At 40.6% G+C, this 21,749-nt stretch carries 17 protein-coding genes; 15 read left to right on the forward strand and 2 right to left on the reverse strand.

What is annotated here, in order from left to right:
* The first annotated feature begins 15 nt into the window (after positions 1-15).
* The 5 genes from HDC92_RS25010 (at position 16) to HDC92_RS24410 (ending at position 2,594) form a co-directional block, all read left to right on the forward strand.
* Positions 16-132, forward strand: a complete 117-nt coding sequence (locus tag HDC92_RS25010) for a DUF6266 family protein (RefSeq protein ID WP_317618116.1) — start codon at positions 16-18, stop codon at positions 130-132.
* Between the two features lie 203 nt (positions 133-335).
* The gene (locus tag HDC92_RS24395) at positions 336-716 is read left to right on the forward strand and encodes a hypothetical protein (RefSeq protein WP_183877502.1); all 381 of its coding nucleotides are present in this window, start codon (positions 336-338) and stop codon (positions 714-716) included.
* Complete coding sequence (locus HDC92_RS24400) at positions 635-1,240, forward strand: peptidoglycan-binding protein (protein WP_255484669.1); 606 nt, start codon at positions 635-637, stop codon at positions 1,238-1,240. Before HDC92_RS24395 ends, HDC92_RS24400 begins: the two co-directional genes overlap by 82 nt.
* Positions 1,241-1,309: 69 nt before the next feature.
* Positions 1,310-1,954, forward strand: a complete 645-nt coding sequence (locus tag HDC92_RS24405) for a hypothetical protein (RefSeq protein ID WP_183877503.1) — start codon at positions 1,310-1,312, stop codon at positions 1,952-1,954.
* Between the two features lies 1 nt (position 1,955).
* Positions 1,956-2,594: a DUF6266 family protein gene (locus tag HDC92_RS24410; RefSeq protein ID WP_183877504.1), complete on the forward strand. Its 639-nt coding sequence runs from the start codon at positions 1,956-1,958 to the stop codon at positions 2,592-2,594.
* A gap of 43 nt (positions 2,595-2,637) precedes the next feature.
* On the opposite strand, the gene HDC92_RS24415 is transcribed toward HDC92_RS24410, so the two are convergent.
* Positions 2,638-3,384, reverse strand: coding sequence for a DeoR/GlpR family DNA-binding transcription regulator (locus HDC92_RS24415; protein WP_015809931.1), 747 nt, complete (start codon positions 3,382-3,384; stop codon positions 2,638-2,640).
* Between the two features lie 340 nt (positions 3,385-3,724).
* Here HDC92_RS24415 and HDC92_RS24420 point away from each other — a divergent pair, with 340 nt between their 5' ends.
* Genes HDC92_RS24420 through HDC92_RS24435 form a run of 4 tightly spaced genes read left to right on the forward strand, consistent with a single transcriptional unit; the run spans position 3,725 to position 10,297 of the window.
* Entirely contained in the window at positions 3,725-6,805 is a 3,081-nt protein-coding gene (locus HDC92_RS24420) for a SusC/RagA family TonB-linked outer membrane protein (protein WP_183877505.1), read from the forward strand.
* 10 nt (positions 6,806-6,815) lie between these two features.
* Positions 6,816-8,450: a SusD/RagB family nutrient-binding outer membrane lipoprotein gene (locus HDC92_RS24425; RefSeq protein WP_183877506.1), complete on the forward strand. Its 1,635-nt coding sequence runs from the start codon at positions 6,816-6,818 to the stop codon at positions 8,448-8,450.
* Positions 8,451-8,467: 17 nt separating this feature from the next.
* Positions 8,468-9,265, forward strand: a complete 798-nt coding sequence (locus HDC92_RS24430) for a DUF4397 domain-containing protein (RefSeq protein ID WP_183877507.1) — start codon at positions 8,468-8,470, stop codon at positions 9,263-9,265.
* A gap of 45 nt (positions 9,266-9,310) precedes the next feature.
* Positions 9,311-10,297: a phosphodiester glycosidase family protein gene (locus HDC92_RS24435; protein WP_183877508.1), complete on the forward strand. Its 987-nt coding sequence runs from the start codon at positions 9,311-9,313 to the stop codon at positions 10,295-10,297.
* A gap of 82 nt (positions 10,298-10,379) precedes the next feature.
* On the opposite strand, the gene HDC92_RS24440 is transcribed toward HDC92_RS24435, so the two are convergent.
* Entirely contained in the window at positions 10,380-11,126 is a 747-nt protein-coding gene (locus HDC92_RS24440) for a DeoR/GlpR family DNA-binding transcription regulator (protein WP_183877509.1), read from the reverse strand.
* Positions 11,127-11,404: 278 nt separating this feature from the next.
* Between HDC92_RS24440 and HDC92_RS24445 the strand changes: the two genes are divergently transcribed.
* From HDC92_RS24445 to HDC92_RS24470, 6 genes are all read left to right on the forward strand, one after another.
* Positions 11,405-14,806 carry a SusC/RagA family TonB-linked outer membrane protein gene (locus HDC92_RS24445; RefSeq protein ID WP_183877510.1) on the forward strand — a complete coding sequence of 1,134 codons (3,402 nt, stop codon included), beginning with the start codon at positions 11,405-11,407 and terminating at the stop codon, positions 14,804-14,806.
* A 17-nt stretch (positions 14,807-14,823) separates the two neighbouring features.
* Positions 14,824-16,632 carry a RagB/SusD family nutrient uptake outer membrane protein gene (locus HDC92_RS24450; RefSeq protein ID WP_183877511.1) on the forward strand — a complete coding sequence of 603 codons (1,809 nt, stop codon included), beginning with the start codon at positions 14,824-14,826 and terminating at the stop codon, positions 16,630-16,632.
* Between the two features lie 39 nt (positions 16,633-16,671).
* Positions 16,672-18,102: a DUF4623 domain-containing protein gene (locus HDC92_RS24455; RefSeq protein WP_183877512.1), complete on the forward strand. Its 1,431-nt coding sequence runs from the start codon at positions 16,672-16,674 to the stop codon at positions 18,100-18,102.
* Between the two features lie 68 nt (positions 18,103-18,170).
* Positions 18,171-19,616: a glycoside hydrolase family 10 protein gene (locus HDC92_RS24460; RefSeq protein ID WP_183877513.1), complete on the forward strand. Its 1,446-nt coding sequence runs from the start codon at positions 18,171-18,173 to the stop codon at positions 19,614-19,616.
* Between the two features lie 133 nt (positions 19,617-19,749).
* A complete protein-coding gene (locus HDC92_RS24465) occupies positions 19,750-19,965 on the forward strand; it encodes a hypothetical protein (RefSeq protein WP_015809921.1) in 216 nt (71 codons plus the stop codon).
* A 77-nt stretch (positions 19,966-20,042) separates the two neighbouring features.
* The gene (locus HDC92_RS24470; RefSeq protein WP_183877514.1) at positions 20,043-21,743 is read left to right on the forward strand and encodes a S41 family peptidase; all 1,701 of its coding nucleotides are present in this window, start codon (positions 20,043-20,045) and stop codon (positions 21,741-21,743) included.
* Positions 21,744-21,749: the final 6 nt, after the last annotated feature.

The following is a 21,749-nucleotide window of genomic DNA, read 5'->3' on the forward strand; positions in this document are numbered from 1 at the left end:
TCGGCCCAAGCTTATGTGCTTCCGGTACCAGGGTATAGTGGTGACGAGGTGCAGGTGTATCTGTTTTTTGTAAGTGCTGATGGTAAGCAGGTGAGTAAAAGTGTATATGTAGGGGAGTTTATTGTGCTTTAATTTAAAGGGGCGGTGCGCGGCACCGCCCTTGTTTTAACTTTCTTAATGTACTTCACGCGCGTCATATCGACGATAGAAGATATCTCTTGGTTAGGTATAGTTCAAGAGATTCCTCACTGCGTTCGGAAGGACGGGGTGTGTTAAGGACGACTGGTTCGGGATGACGAACGAATTAAAACAAAATCAATTAAAAACAAAAAATTATGAAAGATTTGAATATTAAATATTGGGGTATGAACCTCATAAACCTTGTAAACGAGGTTAAAAAAGAACATCGCCTGGTAGTGGTACTGATGCTGTTATGGAGTGTGATAACGAATGTGTTTAGCAGTGCCGAGATGAGTGCAGGGATAAACCAGAGTGTGCCGCTGATGGTGGTGCTGAGCTTAATTACCTTTTTACTGCTGCTGGAACTGAGCTGGTGGTTATTGAACAGGCTTTGGCAAAGGGTTGGTTTGCCGGGAATTGAAAGTATGGTTTTACATTATAAAGAAATGGAGTTATGGCAGCAAATCGCATTTTTCTGGGCATCGTTTGCCTTATGTGTATTGGTGGGGCTGGGGTGTTTGGCGGCAGTGGTGTAGGCGCCCCGTCATCTCGAACCGCAGGGAGAGATCTCTTGCTTAGGTATAGTTCAAGAGATCTCTCGTCGCTGCGCTCTGTCGAGATGACGGGAAAACGCAATGACGTGTTGTGTATTGCACGGGCAGAGGTAGGAGTAAAAGAGCTGAGGGGTAATAATGATGGTAAGCGGGTTGCTGAATATCTGGCCTATACTGGGATTAAAGTGCCAGCTCCATGGTGTGCCAGTTATGTTTCTTTTGTTTTTGGTAAAGCTGGTTATGCCCAGCCCAGGACGGCCTGGTCGCCAGCTATGTTTCCGCATTCAAGGATTGTAAAAGAGCCAAAGCCTGCGGATGTATTTGGGATCTGGTTTCCGGAGCTGAAAAGGGTGGCGCATGTTGGGTTAGTGGAACAGGTAAAAGGTGATTGGTGTACAACATTGGAAGGAAATACAAGTGTTGAAGGGAGCCGGGAAGGGCAAGGTGTATATAGGCGGGTAAGGCATAAAAGGACAATTTATAGCTATGCGAACTGGCTTGACTAAGGCGGGGATCCTGAGCTAAACTCAGAATGACGATGCTTTAGGATTGGCTAAAATCAAAAAAAAAGTAAAATGAACGAAGAAAAACAAGTTGAAGGTTCGATACTTCATGTAATGAACCTGATTACCCTGGAACTATTGAGATATGGTTTTATGCTGGCCCAGCAAAACGAACTGAAAGACCTGAAGACGCTGATCAGTACAGATGAGGACAACTGGATGAGGGGCGAGGGCCTGATTTGCATTGATGATGAATTGGAATTGCTGGACTGCCTGGAGGATGTGGCCATAAAACAGCTGATGCTTTCGGTAAACAGGATAGCAGAATTTAAAAATACTTTTTTACTGATCAATGGCCTGGATAAGGAAGAGGTGATTCTGGATGATGATTTTCATGAACAGGCTGAGGATACTTACTATAAATATTCATTTACAATGGAGTGTGATGGTACTTACGAAAGTATTTTAGATAACCTGCACTGCTATTACTGGCCCATAGAGCTGATTTTGTTTGATTGTGTCATGCAATTTGTATTGAATAAGAAGGAAGTGACCACTGAAGCAGAGGAAGCCTATCAGCATTACAATTGTACAGATGGTTTAGAAATGGCAGTTGACCATAAAAATGCGCGGTTGTTACTAGACCTGCTACCGGAATTGAATAAGGACGCGAACAATATTGATGAATATTACTGGAACATCACTAAAAAGGATTAACATGGCAAGATATAAAAATGGAATAAACGGGCCTTTTAAGGGCAAAATAGGCAATGTGGTAGGTGCAAGTTATAAAGGTATAGATTATATACGCAGCTTGCCGGAAACTACAAAACCACCTACGGCGAAACAGCAGCACCAGCGCCTGAAGTTTAGCGTGATTACAGGCTGGTTAAGGCCCATACTGGGACTGATCAATATCGGCTTTCAGATACTAACAGGCTATAAAACTGCGATGAACAGGGCAGTAAGCTATCATATAAAAGAAGCGTTGATTGATAACGGCGAGGAAGTAACCATTGACTTTAAGAAGGCCATATTTAGCCGGGGCGAGCTATTGGTATCCTGGATACTGGAGGTGCTGGTGCTGGTGAATGCTGTATTGCGCATTAAGTGGGACAACGGCCCGGAATCGGTATTTAGCAATGCCAATGATAAGGCCAGCTTTATCATATATAATCCCCGGAAAGAGAAATTTGTGACCTTTCAAAATGTGGCAAACAGGCAGGATAAGGAAACGGTATTGCAATTGCCCAAAAGGTTTGCAGGTGATAGGGTACACGCCTGGATGCAGTATACCAATGTGGAAGGGGATATGGTAAGTACGAGTGTGTATCTGGGCGAGATAGTGGTTGTTTGAGGGGTTAAACTGACCATGCATAACAAGGTCAGTTTAATAATTTTTATAATATCTGTAGCGTTTTTACCCTATAAGCATTAAGTTCTTCGGCTCCTGGATCCAGCTCTGTAACCAGGTAATCTATATTATCCAGGGAAGCCACTTTTAATCTTAACGAAGTATCCAGTTTTTCAGAAATGCACAGAATAGCGGCTCTTTTTGAAGAGCTGAACATGGCCTTTTTCAGTTGGTTAATTTCCCAATCGGTATCTGTTAGTCCGTCCAACGGGTGTATGGCACTGGTACCCAGCAGGCAAAGGTCGGCATTGATCTCTGAAAGCTGGTTGATAACATGCCCTCCATAAGTTATCTGCGAGTTTTTCGAAAATAAGCCACCTATAAGGATCACCTCTACTCGGGGATATTTTGCCAGTTCTATGGCTACAAAGGGGCTGATGGTAAAGAAGGTTGCATTTAAATTTTCGGGGAGTTGTTTTACCAGCTCTATAATAGAGGTTCCACCCCCAGTTAAAATGACCATTCCGTCTTTTATTAAGGGAATGGTTTTCTTCGCGATGAGAATTTTGGCATCCTTGGCATAAACTTCACTGTCGTCAAAAGAAGATTGATATGATTTTGAGAGCGCACCACCATGTACTTTAGAAAGCTGGCCTTTGTCTGCCAGTTCCTGAAGGTCACGCCGGATGGTATCTTCAGAAACATTGAGCAATTGAACAAGGTCAGATGTCAGCACACGGTTGTGTAAGTTGATCTGGCGCATTACAAAGTCGTGCCTTTCTTTTTTGAGCATAAAATATTTTTTAGCTAATGTAAATAAAATATCATTAAAACAAAATGCAGGAGTTTGCGTATTTGTGCGAGATTAATAGCATGAAAATTTTAAAATAGTTTCTTTTTTGTTGTTTTTTATGGAAAAAAATTATGATCTTTACTAAAACGTTGCGTTTCTGCAGGTTATTGCGGTATTTGCGGGCGCTAAAAACCAACCAACTAACCAATCAAACTAACAAAACTTATCTGTCCGGATGTTTTTCGGACTAAAAAAACAATTAACTAAACCATGCCAAAAAACTAAAAACTAACTAAACCAACCCAAATCACCACCACATTACTAAACTAAATTGACAATTATGGAAAAAAAATTACTCCTGTTATTCATGGGGGCTTTTTTGTTGGTGTCACATGCTATGGCACAGCAAATTATCGTTTCCGGTAAAGTAACTTCATCTGAAGATGGACTGCCTGTCCCTGGAGCTTCTGTTTTAATTAAAGGGACAAAGACGGCTACCCAAACAAATGCAACTGGTACATACACAATTCAAACTAAGGCAGGGGACATCCTTGTATTTAGTTACATTGGGTTGCTCCCCCAGGAAAGACCTGTGGGAAGTAATTCAATAATCAACGTTGTTTTGAGCCCCGATTCAAAAGGGTTAAATGAGGTTGTGGTAACTGCATACGGAATTGAACGGGATTCGAAATCACTAGGTTACTCAACGCCTAAAGTGAGTGGAGATGAGGTTTCCCAGACGCAAAGAGAGTCCTTTTTCAGCGGTTTGCAGGGCCGTGTTCCGGGATTGTCTATCAATCCGACCAGCGGTGATCCTGGTGCATCTGCTCAGATTGTTTTAAGAGGATTTATTTCTGTAAGTGGTGATAATAGCCCGCTTATTGTTGTTGATGGATTACCGATAGACAACTCTACTGTTAACCAAACCAATGATCTGGTTGGTGGCGCAGCTAACCGTAACTCAGATTATTCCAATCGTGCGGGGGATGTTAATCCTGCAGATATTGAAAGTTATGTTATATTGAAAGGCCCCGAGGCAACGGCATTATATGGAAATTTAGGTGCTAGCGGCGCAATACTTATTACAACTAAAAAAGCTAAAGCCGGTAGGGGGACCATTAATTACGGCAATACCTTCAGTACATCGACGCTGATAAACATGCCGGAAAGGCAAACGAAGTACAATCAAGGTTCCAATGGCATTTATAGTGGCACCACAACACTTTACCATGGCCCGGCTTATGCAGAAGGCACAAAGTTTTATGACAATTTAAATGAGTTTTTCGAGCATTCTTTTTCACAGACACATAATCTCTCATTTGAAGGAGGCTCGGAGAAATTTACCTACAGGTGGTCGAATCAATTTTTGAACAATAAAGGGACTACACCAAATACAGCCTACTCAAGGTTTTCAACGAGACTAACTTCTGAAGGTCAGATTACGCCCTGGATGAAAATGACGACAACGTTCAATTATATCAATATCGATCACCAGAAGCCAACGAAAGGAGATGCAAATTTTTTGGAGGGTCTTTATCGGTTGCCGCCTAATTACGATATTAATAACTGGATAGACGAATTTGGAAACAGGAAATTAAATGTCGGTAATATTTATAATGAGGTTGATAATCCTTTTTGGACTGTATATAAAAATACTGCAGAAGACAAGACCAATAGGTTCATATTTAATAATAATTTTCGTTTTACCCTTGCGAAATGGTTAAATGTAACCGCAATTCTTGGTGCCGATATTTATAATACTTCTAATATGAAGGTATTTCATGCCCAGTCTTATTCCGGATCTGGTTCTGCGGCTGATCCGGCTGGAGGCAGAATAAGTACCTTTGAGCGATTGGGCAGGACATTAAATGGATCGGTAACCATTTCATCGAATCATAAGTTTGGCAACTATAGTGCGAATTTTGTATTGGGCGGTAACATTTCTGACAGTTATACCAATACCAATTCGATGTTGGGAGAAAAAATGTACGACCCGGATTTTTATAACATTAACAACACACTTCCGACAACACAAAGAGTTCGTAACGCCGTTAACAACTACAGACAAGTCGGCGTTTTTGCACAGGCTGTACTGGGGTATAGGTCTTTACTTTACCTGACACTTTCAGGAAGGGTAGACGGTGCATCTCGTTTAATGCCAAATGAACCGTATTTCGCGTATCCGGCGGCCAGTATGGCTTTTAATTTTACTGATCTTGATTTTTTCAAAAAGCTTGATTTTATCTCGGGGGGTAAATTAAGAGCTTCGGGAGGTATTACAGGTAAAGAACCCTGGAGGACATACGGTATACTCTCCAATCTGACCCCAAGATCATCCAGCGGCGGAGGTTTTGCGTATGATTATTACGGAGGTAACCGCAAACTAAAACCGGAAACTACAAATAATTATGAAACAGGGTTTGATCTAAAGTTCTTTAAAGACCGATTGGGGATTGATTTTACCTATTATTATTTACTTAGTAAAGATCAAATTATTCAACCACGTACCAGTTACGCAACAGGATATGTTTTAAGGATGCTTAATGGTGGGAAAGTGCGCAACCAGGGAGTGGAAATCCAATTAACGGGCACACCTATACAAAAGCAGGACTTTGACTGGAACATCATTTTCAATTTTGCCAGAAATAGAGGTGTTGTGCTTTCCATCGCTGATGAATTGCCGGAATTGTATGATTCAGATACATGGGCTATTGGGGCAAGAAGTGCTGTATTTCCGGGTAAAAGTACAATGTCGCTAAGCGGTGTCTCTCTAGATAAAAACAATAAAGGCCAGGTATTGATTGATCCCGCTTCCGGATTACCTCTAACAACAAATGGCGATTATAACTACATTGGAGACCGTGCACCTAAATTTACGCTGGGAATGGTCAATAATTTTAGATTTAAAGATTTTAGCCTCTCGTTTTTATGGGATTTAAGTGTTGGTGGAGATGTATTTAACGGCACTGAGTATAGGAACTATACCCGGGGAATCAGTCTTAAAACTTTAGATAGAGAAGAGCCCCGGATTGTTACTGGCGTTTTAAAAGACGGCTTAGAAAACACAGATAACCCTACACCCAATGCTATTGCAATTACACCATTTTATAATTCGTTGTTTTATACTACAAATATTTCTACCGAGATGTTCCTTGAGAAGAATATTAATAGTCTTCGTTTAAGGGATGTTACACTGGCTTATCGCTTTTCTAAGTCAATTACCAAACGATTGCCTTTTCTGCAAAACGGCAGGCTGTTTGCCACTTTTACCGACGTAGCTTTATTTACCAATTATTCAGGTTTAGATCCTGAGGCAAATGCCAATAATGCGTCTTTAGGAGGTGCGGGTGGATATAGGATTGACTTTTTTACCACAGGTCGCCCATTAACAATGAATTTTGGATTGACTTTAAAATTATAATTAGACTGTTATGAATACAAAAAGAGAATATAGGCTTATATTACTAATTTGCGTAGCGCTAATCAGTTTGACAGGCTGTAAGAAATTCCTGGATATCAATAGGAATCCAGGAAACCCTCAAGAACCTAAGGCTGAATTTTTATTGCCAAGGATAATCTTTCAAATGGCGAATGGTACCTCTCAGGATTACATGCAGGTATTCAAGATCACACAGAATTTCACTAGTCCCAATGTAAATGATTTCTACGAACGTCATGGTGCTACCCCATTGAACTCTGATGTTACCGGAGTGATCTGGAGAATGAATTATGCAGATTTGGGTTTGAATGTCGAGGACATGATCAAAGATGGTATAGACAAAAAGAAGTATGAGTATGTAGGTATTGGATATGCAATAAAAGCATGGTCCTTTCAAATGACTACAGATATGTATGGAGAAATTATTCTGGATGAGGCTTTTAACCCGGAACAGTTAACTTTTGCTTACCAAAGTCAGAAAGAGGTATACGAGAGAGTAAGAGAGTGGAATAATCTGGCCATTAAATATCTGAATATGAAGGGGCCGGTTGACTATACCTCAGTTTTAGCTGGACCGTCTGGAGATTTTATTTACAGAGGAGACATGGATAAATGGAAGAAATTTGTTTATGGCAACCTTGCATTGCATTATAGCCATTTGATCAATAAGCCAAATTTTGCTAATACCTACGCGGATAGTGTTTTGAAATACGTAGATCTTTCATTGGCCAGCTCTTCTGAGGATGCAACGGTTAAATTTTCAGCCACTTCCTCTGAAGATTCAAATGTATTAGGGCCGTTGTGGGGTATAATAACCAGTACTGGTATACCTACGGGTAGAATATCTTCAACTATATTAAATTTATTGACAGGTGGAGTTAGAGGTGTACCCGCTGTAGATACTACAGCCTCGATAGATCCGCGACTTTCTAGAATGTTAAGTCCGGTGCCGGTTCCTATTCCCGGAGATCTGGGTATTTACAGGGGAAATACACCTACAAAAGGAACGGTTGCTATTACTGGTGTGCCGGCAACGCCGCATGTTTTAGGCCCGGTTTTAGGACCTGTTACAGACCCATATCCTGGTAAATATATTTTTAGTAATTCCAGTCAATATCCACTATTAAGTTACGCACAGTTGCAGTTTACCAAGGCAGAAGCACTTTTCATAAAGGCGAATAAACCTTTGGCTTTTTTAGCTTATCAAAATGCCATACGTGCCCATATGTCTTTTGTAAACTTATATGGCACTGCCGGTCCCGATTTCAAAGCTATTACAAGTGCTGAAATTGAGCGTTATATGACATCAAGTGAAGTTGCTCAAACATCGGCTGAGCTTAAGATCTCTGATATTATGAATCAGAAATATATTGCACAATGGGGCTGGGCTGGAATGGAACAATGGTGTGATTTAAGAAAGTATCATTATAATCCAGCTGTTTTTACCCAGTACTATCAACTGTCCGGAACAGAGTTTGCAACTAACAATAACGGAAAATATGCGTATCGTCATCGCCCGCGTTTTAACTCTGAATATGCCTGGAACGCATCCGAGGTGGAACGTGTTGGTGGTAAATTACCAGATTATAATACTAAAGAAACCTGGTTTAGTACGGTTGACAATTAACATTAATTAGAATAATCATGAAGATATTTAGAAATTTATTACTTGTATTTTGCTCAGTTCTTTTCATGGCGGGTTGTGATAAGACTGTATTGGATTATGGCGACGTTCAAAAGCTTACTCCGGAAACACCGATTATCAAGATCAACTATGCTTCCCCGTATCGGGATGACAGGTTTGTTATAATTAAGTTCAATGGAAAAAGAGTAACATCTAAAATCCAAAATCGTACTCCTTTTCCGGGTGGAGGTTTCAATACCCGGGGTGATGTGAGGGCAGACTATTTGACTGTAGACCCGGGTAATGTGAAATTGACTATTGCAATACCCTTTAAGGTAGATACAGGACTGGATTCATTAGAGTTATTCTCTACTACAATGAATATTGAAAAGGGTAAGAAATATGTAGTTCACATAGCTGATACGGCACTTTCAACCAAAACCGTTTTAACTGAAGAGAATTTTTTGAAACCTGATTCTGGCTACGCTACTTATCGTTTTATTAATTTGATGCCAAATGTGCCTGCTATAGATTTATACTACGGGCAAAGTGCTACGGTACATACCGCAGACCGATTGGTAGCAGGAAATATCGGGTACTTGCAGATCAGTAATTATATTACCCTGAACAGGCAGGCCGCCAGAACATGGAAAATTCGGCCGGCCGGTGCCGCATTGACTACAGCTACGGTTTTAGCAAGCTATACCAGTGCCAATACGCTGTTAAATCAGCGTACTTATACCGTATATGCGCACGGCTATGCCGGAATGGCCACTGCCACGGAAAGACCTTATGTATCCTTTTTCCACATCAGGTAGGGCAATTTATTTTAAGTATAACACTATATATAAGATGTTACGAACATGAAGAGATTATTTAATTTAAAAAATGTTAAGGCTGAAGTGATGGCTTTCACTTTTAAATGCACTTTATTGGTATGGGCATTAACAACCGTGCTTTACAGCTGTAAAAAAGATAAAAAGGAAGCTGGGGGTACAGAGGAACCAGAAGAAGTGGTGGATAATGTGATTGAACCCCTTACCAAGAAGATTATGGACAATACCACGGTAATTGGCACCTTTGTTTCGGACGAGACAGGCGCTGTTACTGCTGGAATAAATATCACCAGGCTGGCTTTTCTCCGGAAAGATAAATTGCCGGTAAGGATATTTATTATGGAAGTTGATATGAAAACGCCAAAACTTGAAATTCAGGCTTTGGCTCCATATAATGACTACATTAACGGTTTGCAGCAGCTTTCGGAAATGTGCAGGGACAATGAGCTTCCGGGAACGAATATTGTTGCTGCGGTTAATGGCGATACCTTTACCTCAACGGGTGCACCAAGTAGTTTGTTTTATATCAATAACCGGGTTTACTTAGGTACTGTTGCAACGGGAAGAACCTTTTTTGCCGCAATGAATGATGGGACAATTGCTATTGGGGGAAGGGATACAAAAGGAGTAGATAGACCGGTTGATAAAGCTCTGGTTAAGAATGCCGTTGGGGGAAACCAGTGGCTGGTAGACAACAATGTAAAAGCCACTTTGACCGACGCTACCGTTAGTGCCCGGACAGCTATTGGTTATAATGCCAATAAGGTGATTTATGCCGTGGTAGTAGACGGATCGCAGGCTGCCTATTCAAATGGTTTAACACTTGTTGACTTAAGGGATATCATGGCAGCGCTTGGCACAAAAGATGCGATCAACCTTGACGGAGCTTCATCCTCAACTTTAGTGGCCAAGGATTTGACTAGAGGAAAGTGGAATGTTTTAAATAAGCCTGCGTTGGCACTTAATACGGAAAGGTTAATTGGGAACGGACTGGGCTTTATCCTTAAAAACTAATTGCTGTACCATCACAATTAATGCTTTGTAATAAATAAAACGCGGGTGTCCTATCTTTTTGGACACCCGCGTTTGCTTAATGCTATAATATCTGCAGTGTTTTTACTCTATATGGGTTAAGTTCTTCGGCTCTGGGATCAAGCTCTGTAATCAGGTAATCGATATTATCCAGAGAAGCTACCTTTAGTCTTAATGAAGTATCTAGTTTTTCTGAAATACATAAGATCGCAGCTTTCTTAGAGGAACTGAACATGGCCTTTTTCAGCTGATTGATCTCCCAGTCGGTGTCGGTTAATCCATCCTGCGGGTGGATGGCGCTTGTACCCAGCAGGCAAAGATCGGCATTGATCTCTGAAAGCTGGTTGATGACATACCCTCCATAAGTTACCTGCGAATTTTTAGAAAATAAACCACCAATAAGGATCACCTCAACCTGGGGATATTTTGCCAGCTCTATGGCTACAAAAGGGCTGATGGTAAAGAAAGTCGCATTTAAATTTTCGGGCAGTTGCTTTACCAGCTCTATAATAGATGTTCCTCCACCCGTTAAAATGACCATTCCATCTTTTATTAAGGGGATGTTTTTCTTCGCAATAAGGATCTTGGCCTCTCTGGCATAAACGTCACTGTCATCAAAAGAAGATTGATAAGATTTTGAGAGCGCACCACCATGTACTTTAGAAAGCTGGCCTTGGTCTGCCAACTCCTGAAGATCACGCCTGATCGTGTCTTCAGAGACATTGAGCAATTGAACAAGGTCAGATGTAAGTACGCGGTTGTGTAAGTTGATCTGGCGCATTACAAAGTCGTGCCTTTCTTTTTTGAGCATAAAATTTTTGGTTACTGTAAATAAAAAATCGCATAATCAATTGCGTAAATTTGCGTATTTATGCGGTATTTGTTGCATAAATATTTTAAAATAGTTTGCTTTTTATTGCATTATATAAAAAACATTTCCTTTCTTTACTAAAAGGTTACGAATTATGCGGGTTATTGCGGTATTTGTGATCGAGTATAAAAAGCCAGTACCAAACCAACAACCGAACAATTAATCATTATCGAACAATAATTATTTAACTATTTATTTAACCAAAAATCTGCGTTTTTATGAAAAAAAAATTACTCATACTGTTCTTGAGTACATTTTTGCTGGCGGTCCAGGCGATTGCCCAGCAAATTACAATAACAGGTACGGTTTCGTCTGCGGACGGGCCTATACCAGGGGTTTCCATTCGGGTTAAGGGAACTACCATAGTTGCACAAACCGGTGGCGATGGAAAATATGCCATTAAAGCTGCAGCAAATGATGTCCTGGTTTTTAGCTATGTGGGTTATACTACTTTAGAAAGAAATGTTGGCAGCAGCAGTACAATTAATGTAAGCCTTGTTGCTGATAACAATGGGCTTGATGAAGTGGTTGTGGTAGGGTTTGGCACACAGAAGAAAGAAAGTTTAACGGGTGCGGTATCTTCTGTAAATGTGGAGAAGGTATTTGGCAACCGTCCTTTGTCAGATGTAGCAAGAGGCTTGCAGGGAGCAGTTCCGGGCCTTTCAATAGTTGTGCCTAGTGGCGAGGTGGGATCAGACCCGATTATGAAAATTCGCGGCCAAATAGGTTCGATTGTTGGTTCCAGTAGTCCGCTAATCCTGGTCGATAACGTGGAGATCCCTAGCATCCAGTATGTAAATCCGAATGATATAGAGAGTATAAGCGTATTAAAAGACGCGGCATCTAGTGCGATTTACGGTTCAAAGGCTGCTTTTGGTGTAATCCTGATTACTACAAAAAAAGGCGCGAAGGTAGACGGAAATAAGGTTACTTACTCTAATAATTTTGTGTGGCAATCTCCATTTAAACCTATTGATATTGCTGGCATTGACGGTTTAGAATACACATTGGATGCCCACGAAAACATGAAACAGCCTGGCCCTGCAGGAGGATTCTGGCGTATAGACAGAACTAGCTTTGCTAAGATCAAAGAATGGCAGGCAAAGTATGGCAATGTGGTTGGTAATAATGATCCCATTGTATATGGTCGTGACTGGTTTTGGGACGGAGCCCAAAAATTTGGCTATAGAATTTATGACCCTGTAGAAGCAATGATAAAAGATCATGGATTTTCTCAAATTCATAACCTTGGCCTAAATGGTAAAAGTGGGAATACAAATTATAATTTAAGTGTAGGGTATTTGGGCCAGGAAGGGATGATGAAGCCGGCCAAACATGATGATTACCGAAGAGTTAACCCTGCGCTAACCCTGTCTACAAAAGCGACTGATTTTTTAACGCTTCGTGGCGGGGTAAGATATGCTGATGGAATAAAGCGGAATCCGTATTCATTAAATGCAGATGCTTTTGCAGCAGATCCTTGGTTATATATGTACCGCTGGAGCCGTTTATTTCCAATAGGTGTGAAAGAACAGGGTGAAGACATCATAGATCCTGCCTTTTCTGCCCGGATGTCGAATGATCAGATCCGCGCAGAAAAGTTTTTAAATTTAAATTTGGGAACCACAATCAATTTAACCAAAGCCTGGGATGTGCAGGTTGATTATGCATATAGTACACAAAATAATTTATTAACATCTTCTGTCCCTTATGTACAGGGTCGAACTACCTGGTATGGAGTTGAGGCACTTAAAGATGCAAACGGACAGGTATATGTTGATGAAAATGGCAATGTTACCGATTCTGGTGGTATGCCGGCATACCGTTTTCCGTTAACGGACCACACAGTAAAGGCTAATACGTATTTCTCACAAAGTAATTTTCGGTCAAAAAGAAATACATTTAATGTGCTCACAAATTACAATTTAGATTTAGGTGATCATCAATTTAAGTTTTTGTTGGGGAGTAACATCGTTTCCTATGACTACTCCAGTCAATACTCTACTATAACGAACTTGTTAAACAATGACAATCCACAATTTGATTTTGCTGTTGGAACCCAAACTTCAGGAGGAGGAGCAAACTGGGATTCACAGGTGGGATTTTTTGGAAGGATTAATTATGCATTTAAGGAGAAATACCTTTTAGAAGCCACTTTGAGACGTGATGCGACTTCGAAATTCCCAACGCATTTGAGATGGAGAACTTATCCTGGGGTATCTGCAGGTTGGGTTATATCTAACGAAAATTTTATGAATGGTATAAAACCCGTATTGAGTTTTGCCAAACTTCGTGCATCCTGGGGTTCTATCGGAGATCAATCGGTGCCAAATTCCTTGTATATACCGCAAATGGGTATTGGCAATAACTCCTGGTTAAGTAGTGCTGGCATTCCTTATTATCAACTGGGTACCCCTACTGCTGTGTCGGGTGATATTTCATGGCAGGATATTGAACATATGAACCTGGGTGCTGACTTTCGATTCTTTGATAACAAGTTGGGTATTACAGCTGAAGTGTTTCAGCGGTATACCAATAATATGATTATGGGAGGAGATGCAATGCCTGCCACCTATGGTACAGCGGCACCTCAGGGTAATTATGGAAATTTGAGAACCCGGGGTTGGGAATTGAATATAGATTTTAACCATCGATTCGATAACGGGCTCCGTTTAAGTATTGATGCCAATCTTGCTGACGCAGTGACTATTATTACAAAAGGCCCTGACTATAAAACTCCCTGGGGAAATAGGCTGTTATCAAATGCTTATTCAACAGGACGAAGATATGGCGACGTATATGGTTTTGTAACCGATCGGTTATTTCAAGCAGATGATTTCGTGTATGATGCTAACGGTAAGTTTGTGCAAACCAATATTGTATATAATGGAACCAGCAAAACAACTAATAAACTTGCTGGGGATAATCCTGTTTATCAAACCTATTTTGAAGATGGTAACCAGACTTTGCTGATTAGCCCCGGAGATGTAAAATTTGTCGATGTAAATGGCGATGGCTATATCGATGCCGGAAAAGGTACCAATGGTGACCCTGGCGATAGAGTTGTAGTTGGAAATACCACACCAAGGTATCAGTATGGCTTTCGCTTGGGTGCAGATTTCAAAGGATTTGACTTATCCATTTTCTTCCAGGGTGTGGGGGAAAGAAAAATCTGGGGTAGCGGACAGTTAGCCATTCCTGGGTATTTTGCCAAAGAAGGAGCAATGCCACAGACAATAGCCGGGAATTATTGGAAGCCAGACCGTACAGGTGCATTTTATCCTAGAGCCTGGAATATGAACGGTGCCGATGAAGGTTATGTGATGAGGACTCAATCCAGATATATGCTGGATATGTCTTATTTAAAAATAAAGAACATCACGCTGGGATATAACTTACCTGCTTCATTACTTAGAAGAATTAAGCTAGCTAATGCAAGGGTTTATGTTTCCCTGGAGAACTTTATTACGTTTGATAATTTGAGAGGATTACCGATTGATCCGGAAGCGATTTCAGGATTTTCAATATTGCGTTCTGAAGGAAATTATAATTTAGGCCGTACAGGTACTTCAAATCCTGCATTTAAATCGGCTTCTGCAGGACTTCAAATTGGTTTTTAATTTAAAGGAAGAAAGAAATGAAAATAACATTTAAAATAGTATTCGTCTTTTTAGTGATCGTTTTTTCTGGTTGTAAGAAATTTTTAGACAGGCCACCTTTGACCTCAGAAACTGATGACACAGCCTGGACGAGTGAAGAAAAACTGCGTCTTTACGCAAACAAATATTATACAGATTTTTTTGACGGTTATGGAATTGGCGTCAACACTGATGGTGCACCTCTGGTAGGCTATACCAATAGTGACGATATGGTAACTCAAGGAAATCAAGCCAACCTTACACGTTCGGTGCCTAACAGTTCTATTTGGAGCTATTCTACTATCCGTTCTGTTAACATCATGCTAGATCGGATAGAAAGTAAAATGTCATCTATTTTGTCGCCTGAAGCGAGGGCACATTGGACAGGTATCGGACGGTTTTTTAGGGGCTATAGGTATTCGGAATTGGTAAAATCGTTCGGAGATGTTCCTTACTATACACGAGAGATAAGTAATACAGAACTCGATGAATTGTACAAACCCAGAACACCGCGAAATGAAGTAATGGATGGGGTATATGAAGACTGGAAATTTGCACTTCAAAATGTTCGTTTAAACGATGGAGAGCAAAATGTAAACAGATATATTGTAGCAGGATTTGTTTCCAGATTGGCTTTAACTGAAGGTACCTGGCAAAAATATTATTACAAGAGTAACGAACGCGCCAAAAAGTTTTTGGATCTTGCCGTGGAAGCTGCCGATATGGTGATTTCAAGTGGTAAATATGACATTACTACTGATTATAAAACACTGTTTACTTCTAAAGAATTAAAAGGAAACAAAGAGTGTATCTTGTATAGAAATTATGATCCTGCTGCCGGTGTTACCCATTCGATAGCATCCTATGGCAATTTAGCAGAGTCTACAACTAACGGGCCTACTTCCGACCTGATTAAATCCTACATTCTTAATACTGGCGGGGTATGGCAAAATGCAAGTTCTGCAATACAGGATTTTAATCTGGATAACCTGATAAAAACCCGTGACTCTAGATTTGAAGCAACTTTTTATAGTAAACCCAGTCTGCTCAATAAAGGCTCTTTTTACTACATCACCAAGTTTTTGCCACGGGATGTGGAGAAACGTACACAAGTAGATTTGTTAGGCATGCCGGCAGAATTTGTGGGAAGTAAAAATGAAACTGATGCCCCCGTATTACGCTATGCAGAAGTACTGCTGAACTGGATTGAAGCTAAAGCTGAACTGGCTACCATTGGTGGTACTGCAGTAGTGCAAAATGACATAGATAAAACAATTAACAAGATCAGGAGCAGGCCTTTGGCCCCGGAAGCAGTAACCAGGGGCGTGGTTAAAACAACGAACCTGAGTTTAGCAGCTCTTCCAACAGATCCGGATAGAGATCCGGATGTCTCGTCTTTAATATGGGAGATTAGAAGAGAGCGCAGAATGGAGTTTGCATTTGAAACCTTTCGTTTGGCCGATTTAAGGAGATGGTCCAAACTTCAGTACATAGACAATGCACTGAACACCGATTTATTATCGGGTGGATGGGTTAATTTTCCTTCACAACTTCCTGGCGCATTAACTGCCGCAAATATAGGGATAGTTTCTGTTGTGAGCTTAAATGGAACGGAAACCATTTACAATGGAACCAACGGCTCAGCCATGATAGGTTTTTATAAAAACACGGTGAATAAAGGCCGTTTGCCATTTCTGAATCAACCAAATATCAATCCATATTTAACGCCTGTTGGCTTGGTTCAAATGGACGATTATGCTGCCAGAGGATATAAGTTGCAGCAAACACAGGGTTGGCCACAGAATTAAGGGTTTAAAATCTATATTTCTAAAATAGACAGATATAAAATGAAACTAACATATAAAACTTCAAAAACAGGACTTTTAGCAACCTTTATGGGGCTGCTGATCCTGGCCTCATGTAAAGATGATTACCCGGTAGCACCTGATACATCATCCAATATGACTGTTTTAAATTCAATTAAATTAATGAATGCCGGAGCAAATGGGGCTACCGTGTTGCAGGGGGTTGTTGATGAAAATACCAAGACAGTAACATTCCCCAGAATAGAACCAGGCACAGATTTCTCAAATCTTAAATTTGAGGCAGATCTATCTCCTGGTGCTAAATTAAATCAAGAAACGTACCCCGTTACATTTGAAGAGGGACAAACGGAGAAAGTGATTGTACTTAAAGTTTTAAATTCGCCTCGTTACCGCGAGTATTTAGTGAAGTTGAGATTAAAAGTGCCCGTGTTTGGCGCTGATTTTGAAAATAAAACTACTTATGATTTTACAAGTAACCCATTAGGAAACCCAATTTATGATGCGTTTACGGGTGCATTAACCAGAGGTAGCGGATTTGACGGACAACAGGTGTTAATTGTGAGAAGAGAAGCCCCGCACTTGCTAAATGTGTCGGAACTGAAGACTGGGGTAATCAATAAAATTCCGTTAAATATAACTGGAGTTACCTTAGGGACCTTCACCCTTAATATGGGTGCCCAGATAAATGGGCATACCTATATCGCAAACCTATCTGGTAATACCGCTGGTAGCCCTTTAAAAATTTATCACTGGACTAATCCTAGCCTTGCTCCGCAAGTCATCACAGATATAAATGTTGGAACTATAACCGGGGCCGGAGTTAGATATGGCGACAATTTTTCAGCAAGCTTAGACAATCTAGGAAATGGCTATTTCTTTTTTGGAGACAATGCCGGCACTAAAATATTAAGATTTGATGTTGCTAATTATACAACTGTAACCAATCCAACTGCTTTTGCAATTCCAGTTGCAGCAGCTGGATCCTGGACCTCGTACAATCGAATCGGCAATACTAGCGAATACCTATTTACTGGACATGATGCGCCTGTTGCATTGGTGTCTGAAGGAGGAACGGCAGCATTTACCATGAGTAGGACAGCCATTCCTGTAAGAGGCTCAGATGCCCGTGTGGTTTACTTTAATGGCGAACGTTACCTTATTGTAACCACAGCAGCAAGAACAGGTGCGGAAGCTACCAATTTTATTGTTTATGACATTACAAAAGGCGAAAATGTAAAAGATGCTTTAACCAACTTAAATGCACAAGCGTTGGTTAAACCTGTATTTGAGTACTCCTTAATGGGGCCTGTAAATACCTCACCAGCATCGCAAACAGGTTTTTATGTTAAAAAAGATGCAATGGGTAATGATGTATCTCTAATGCTATATGCTGCTGCAAGTGATGCGGGATTCGTGTTTTTTGAATTTCAAAAGAAAGTAGCTTTAGATTAACCCACCTATCCCATTTAAAATGAACACTAAGCAATAATATAATTGAAATTAGTATAAAACTTAAATCAATGAAAAAGAATCATTTACACCTTGTGGCAGTGCTGATCTTGGCACTGCTTCTAAATGCCTGTAAGAAAGGTGGTAACGACGCCAAACCTGATCCTGTTGATCCGCCAGTAGAAACAAGCCTTCTTTTTCCTAAAAAAGAAATGAGAGCGGTTTGGATTGCCTCAGTGTATGGTTTAGACTGGCCACAAAGTGTATATACTATGGCTGGCCAGAAGCAACAATACATAGATTACCTTGAAAAGTTTAAGAGCCTTAATATCAATGCCATATATTTTCAGGTAAAAGGAATGGGAGATGCATTTTACAATTCCAGCTATGAACCCTGGAGCGCATCTATCACCGGAACAAGAGGTGTAGACCCAGGGTATGATGTGCTTAAATTTATGATTGATGAAGCCCATGCCAGAGATATTGAGTTTCATGCCTGGATGAACCCATATCGGATAGCAACTCGTGCCAGTTCTGCCAGCTCATTTCCGGCCCTTCATTCTTCTGTTAAACCAGAATGGGTACTGGACTTTCCGACCATACGCATTTATAACCCTGCATTGCCCGAAGTGAGGCAACGACTGGTTGATATTGTTAAAGAAACGATCACAAAATACGATGTTGATGGGATACATTTTGATGATTACTTTTATCCGGAAGGCGAAACGTTTACAGATCAGGCAGATTTTACAAAGTACGGTGCAGGTATGGCCAATATTCAGGATTTTAGAAGGGACAATGTGAATAAGGCAATAAAAGGTGTATATGATATTATAGTAGCTACGAAACCCGGAGTAGTATTTTCTGTTTCACCCGCTCCGGAAATCACTAAAAACTTTAATACCCTATATGCCGACGTTAAAAAATGGAACCAGGAAGGTTGGGTAGATGTGGTTATCCCTCAATTGTATCAGGAAATAGGAAACCAATACAACGATTTTCAATTGCGACTTTCCGAATGGTCTCAGAACAGCTTCAAAGCAGCTTTAATGGTGGGGCACGGCTATTATAGATTTGGAGATGCTACTGCGCCGGCGGCTTTTCAGTCATCATCAGAGTTACAAAGACAATTTGACCTGACTAGGTTAAATAAGAAAGTTGTAGGAAATGCAATGTACAGTGCTAAATATCTTAACTTAAATAAGGTAGGCATTACAGATAAGCTCGCCGCTATTTACAAAGACCCTGCTGTTATGCCATTTTTAGGTCGTAATGTTGCTGCAGCCCCAGCTGAAGCTACAAATGTTAGGATAGAAAACGGGGAGTTGAAATGGAATGTTACAGGAAATGTGAAATCAGTTGTGTATTATTTTTCTGATTTAAAGAAAGAAGGGAAAGTATTAACGATAACCAAAGGGAATAGCATTTCAATTAACACAATTGGATATTATTCTGTTTCAACGCTAAATATAGATAGCCAGGAAAGTAAGCCATCTGGTGTAGTAGAGAAAAAATAATGAACTGGCCTAAATAGAAATGGTTACAGCTATATAAATTAAGCCCGGACAGCGTAAAGTCCGGGCTTTTTGTTATAAAAAATGGGTGCTTTGCTCTCATAAATTTTCCTATTTTTGCATCAAAGTACATATTATGGCAAGTTTTACGCTTACTCCTGAAACCTGGGAAAAGGTTAAAATAAAATTTTTGAGAAAATACCGTGACCTGGCTGCAGTAGACCTGTCGTTTAGCCCTGGTCAGGAAGATCAGCTCGTAACACAATTGATGGGCCTGGTAAAAAGGGACCGCACTTATGTTGAGTTTACGATTAACAAGGCGCTAGCCGATCCGGAAGGGAACAGGCTTTAATTTGCTGCCTTTTTATTGATATACGAGGCTTTTTTGTAAATTTACTTCAATGGATTGATGAACCCCATCTGCTTACGATGAAAATATACAAAATTGCCGCAGTTGCTCTCCTTATTACCTTTGCTTCTTTAACCTGGTCTTTTAAGGAAGACCTTTTTCAGGTGTCAAAGAATCTGGACATTTTTGCTTCTTTATATAAAGAAATAAACATCAATTATGTAGAGGAAACAAACCCTTCCAGCCTCATGCGCAGCAGCATTGATGCGATGCTCGAAAATCTGGACCCTTATACAGAATACGTTCCTGAATCAGAAGTAGAAGATTATAAGCTGAAATACGTGAGTACCCAATACGGTGGCATTGGGGCCAGCACCATTTTTATTGAGGGTAAGTTATTTGTAAATGAGGTTAATGAGGGGTACCCGGCCGATAAACAGGGGGTAAAACCTGGTGATCAACTTGTAAAAATTAATGGTAATGAGGTTAAGGGGAAAGACCGGGCGCAGGTAAGCCAGTTGCTGAGGGGACCAAAAGGATCTGTTGTCGAACTACTAATCATTAGGGAAGGTGCCTTGATTACCAAAAACCTGACCCGTGATGAAATCAAACAGCCCAATGTTGCCTACTCCGGCATGACAGCAGATAATATTGCCTATATCCGTTTGGATAAATTCCTTGAAAACTCTGCTCAGGAGGTTAAGGATGCTGCAGTTTCATTGGGTAAACAGCAGCCTAAGGGTATGATCCTCGATTTGCGATACAACGGAGGGGGGATACTGCAGGAAGCCGTTAAAATTGTCAATATTTTTGTGGATAAGGACATCCTGATCGTGACCCAGAAAGGAAGAAATCCGCAAAAAACCATTACCTATAAAACAATTAACCAGCCCTTATTTCCAAACGTTCCATTGGTGGTGTTAATCAGTGGATTTTCTGCCTCGGCTTCTGAAATTGTTGCTGGAGCACTGCAGGACCTCGACAGGGCTATAATTGTTGGACAGAGGAGCTATGGAAAGGGGCTGGTTCAGCAAACCTTTAACCTGCCTTATAACAGCCTTGTTAAGGTTACTGTAGCCAAATATTTTACCCCCTCGGGCAGGTGCATCCAGGCGCTTGACTATGCGCATAAGGATGCCAACGGCAAAACACTCAAATTTGCAGATTCGCTGATGAGTAAATTCAGTACAAAAACCGGGAGAAATGTATATGACGGAAATGGCATTTATCCTGATGTGCTGGTAAATAGCCCTAAGCTTAGCCCGGTAACCATTTCACTGTTGAATAAGAACCTGTTTTTTGATTATGCCAATAATTATAAAAAGAACAATAAAGAAATTGCTCCGGCAGCTTCTTTTCAGCTTACGGAAAACGATTATGCCGCTTTTGTAAATACCATGGCAGGACGGGATTATTCATACACCTCACGTACAGAACGCTTATTGTCTGACCTGAGAACAGAGGCAGAAAAAGAGAATAAACTGACGCTTGTTAAGGCCGACCTTGAAGATTTAAAAGAAAAAATGCTTGGTGCCAGAAAAACCGACCTGACTACCTATAAAGCAGAGATCAAAAGAGTTTTAGAAACCCAGATCGTAAGCCGCTACTACTATGAAAAGGGTAAAGTGATCCAGGCGTTTCAGTACGATAAGGAGCTGAATGCAGCAAAAAGTCTGTTAAATAACAACAATAAAATGCTGGCCATCCTTAAAGGTGAGGGCGAATATAAAACAATAGGCAGCCCTATAAAAACAATAGCAGCTGCCTCTGATAATAATTAATAGTAT

It is taken from the genome of Pedobacter sp. AK017, assembly GCF_014200825.1.
In the GTDB taxonomy this organism is placed as follows: Bacteria; Bacteroidota; Bacteroidia; order Sphingobacteriales; family Sphingobacteriaceae; genus Pedobacter; species Pedobacter heparinus.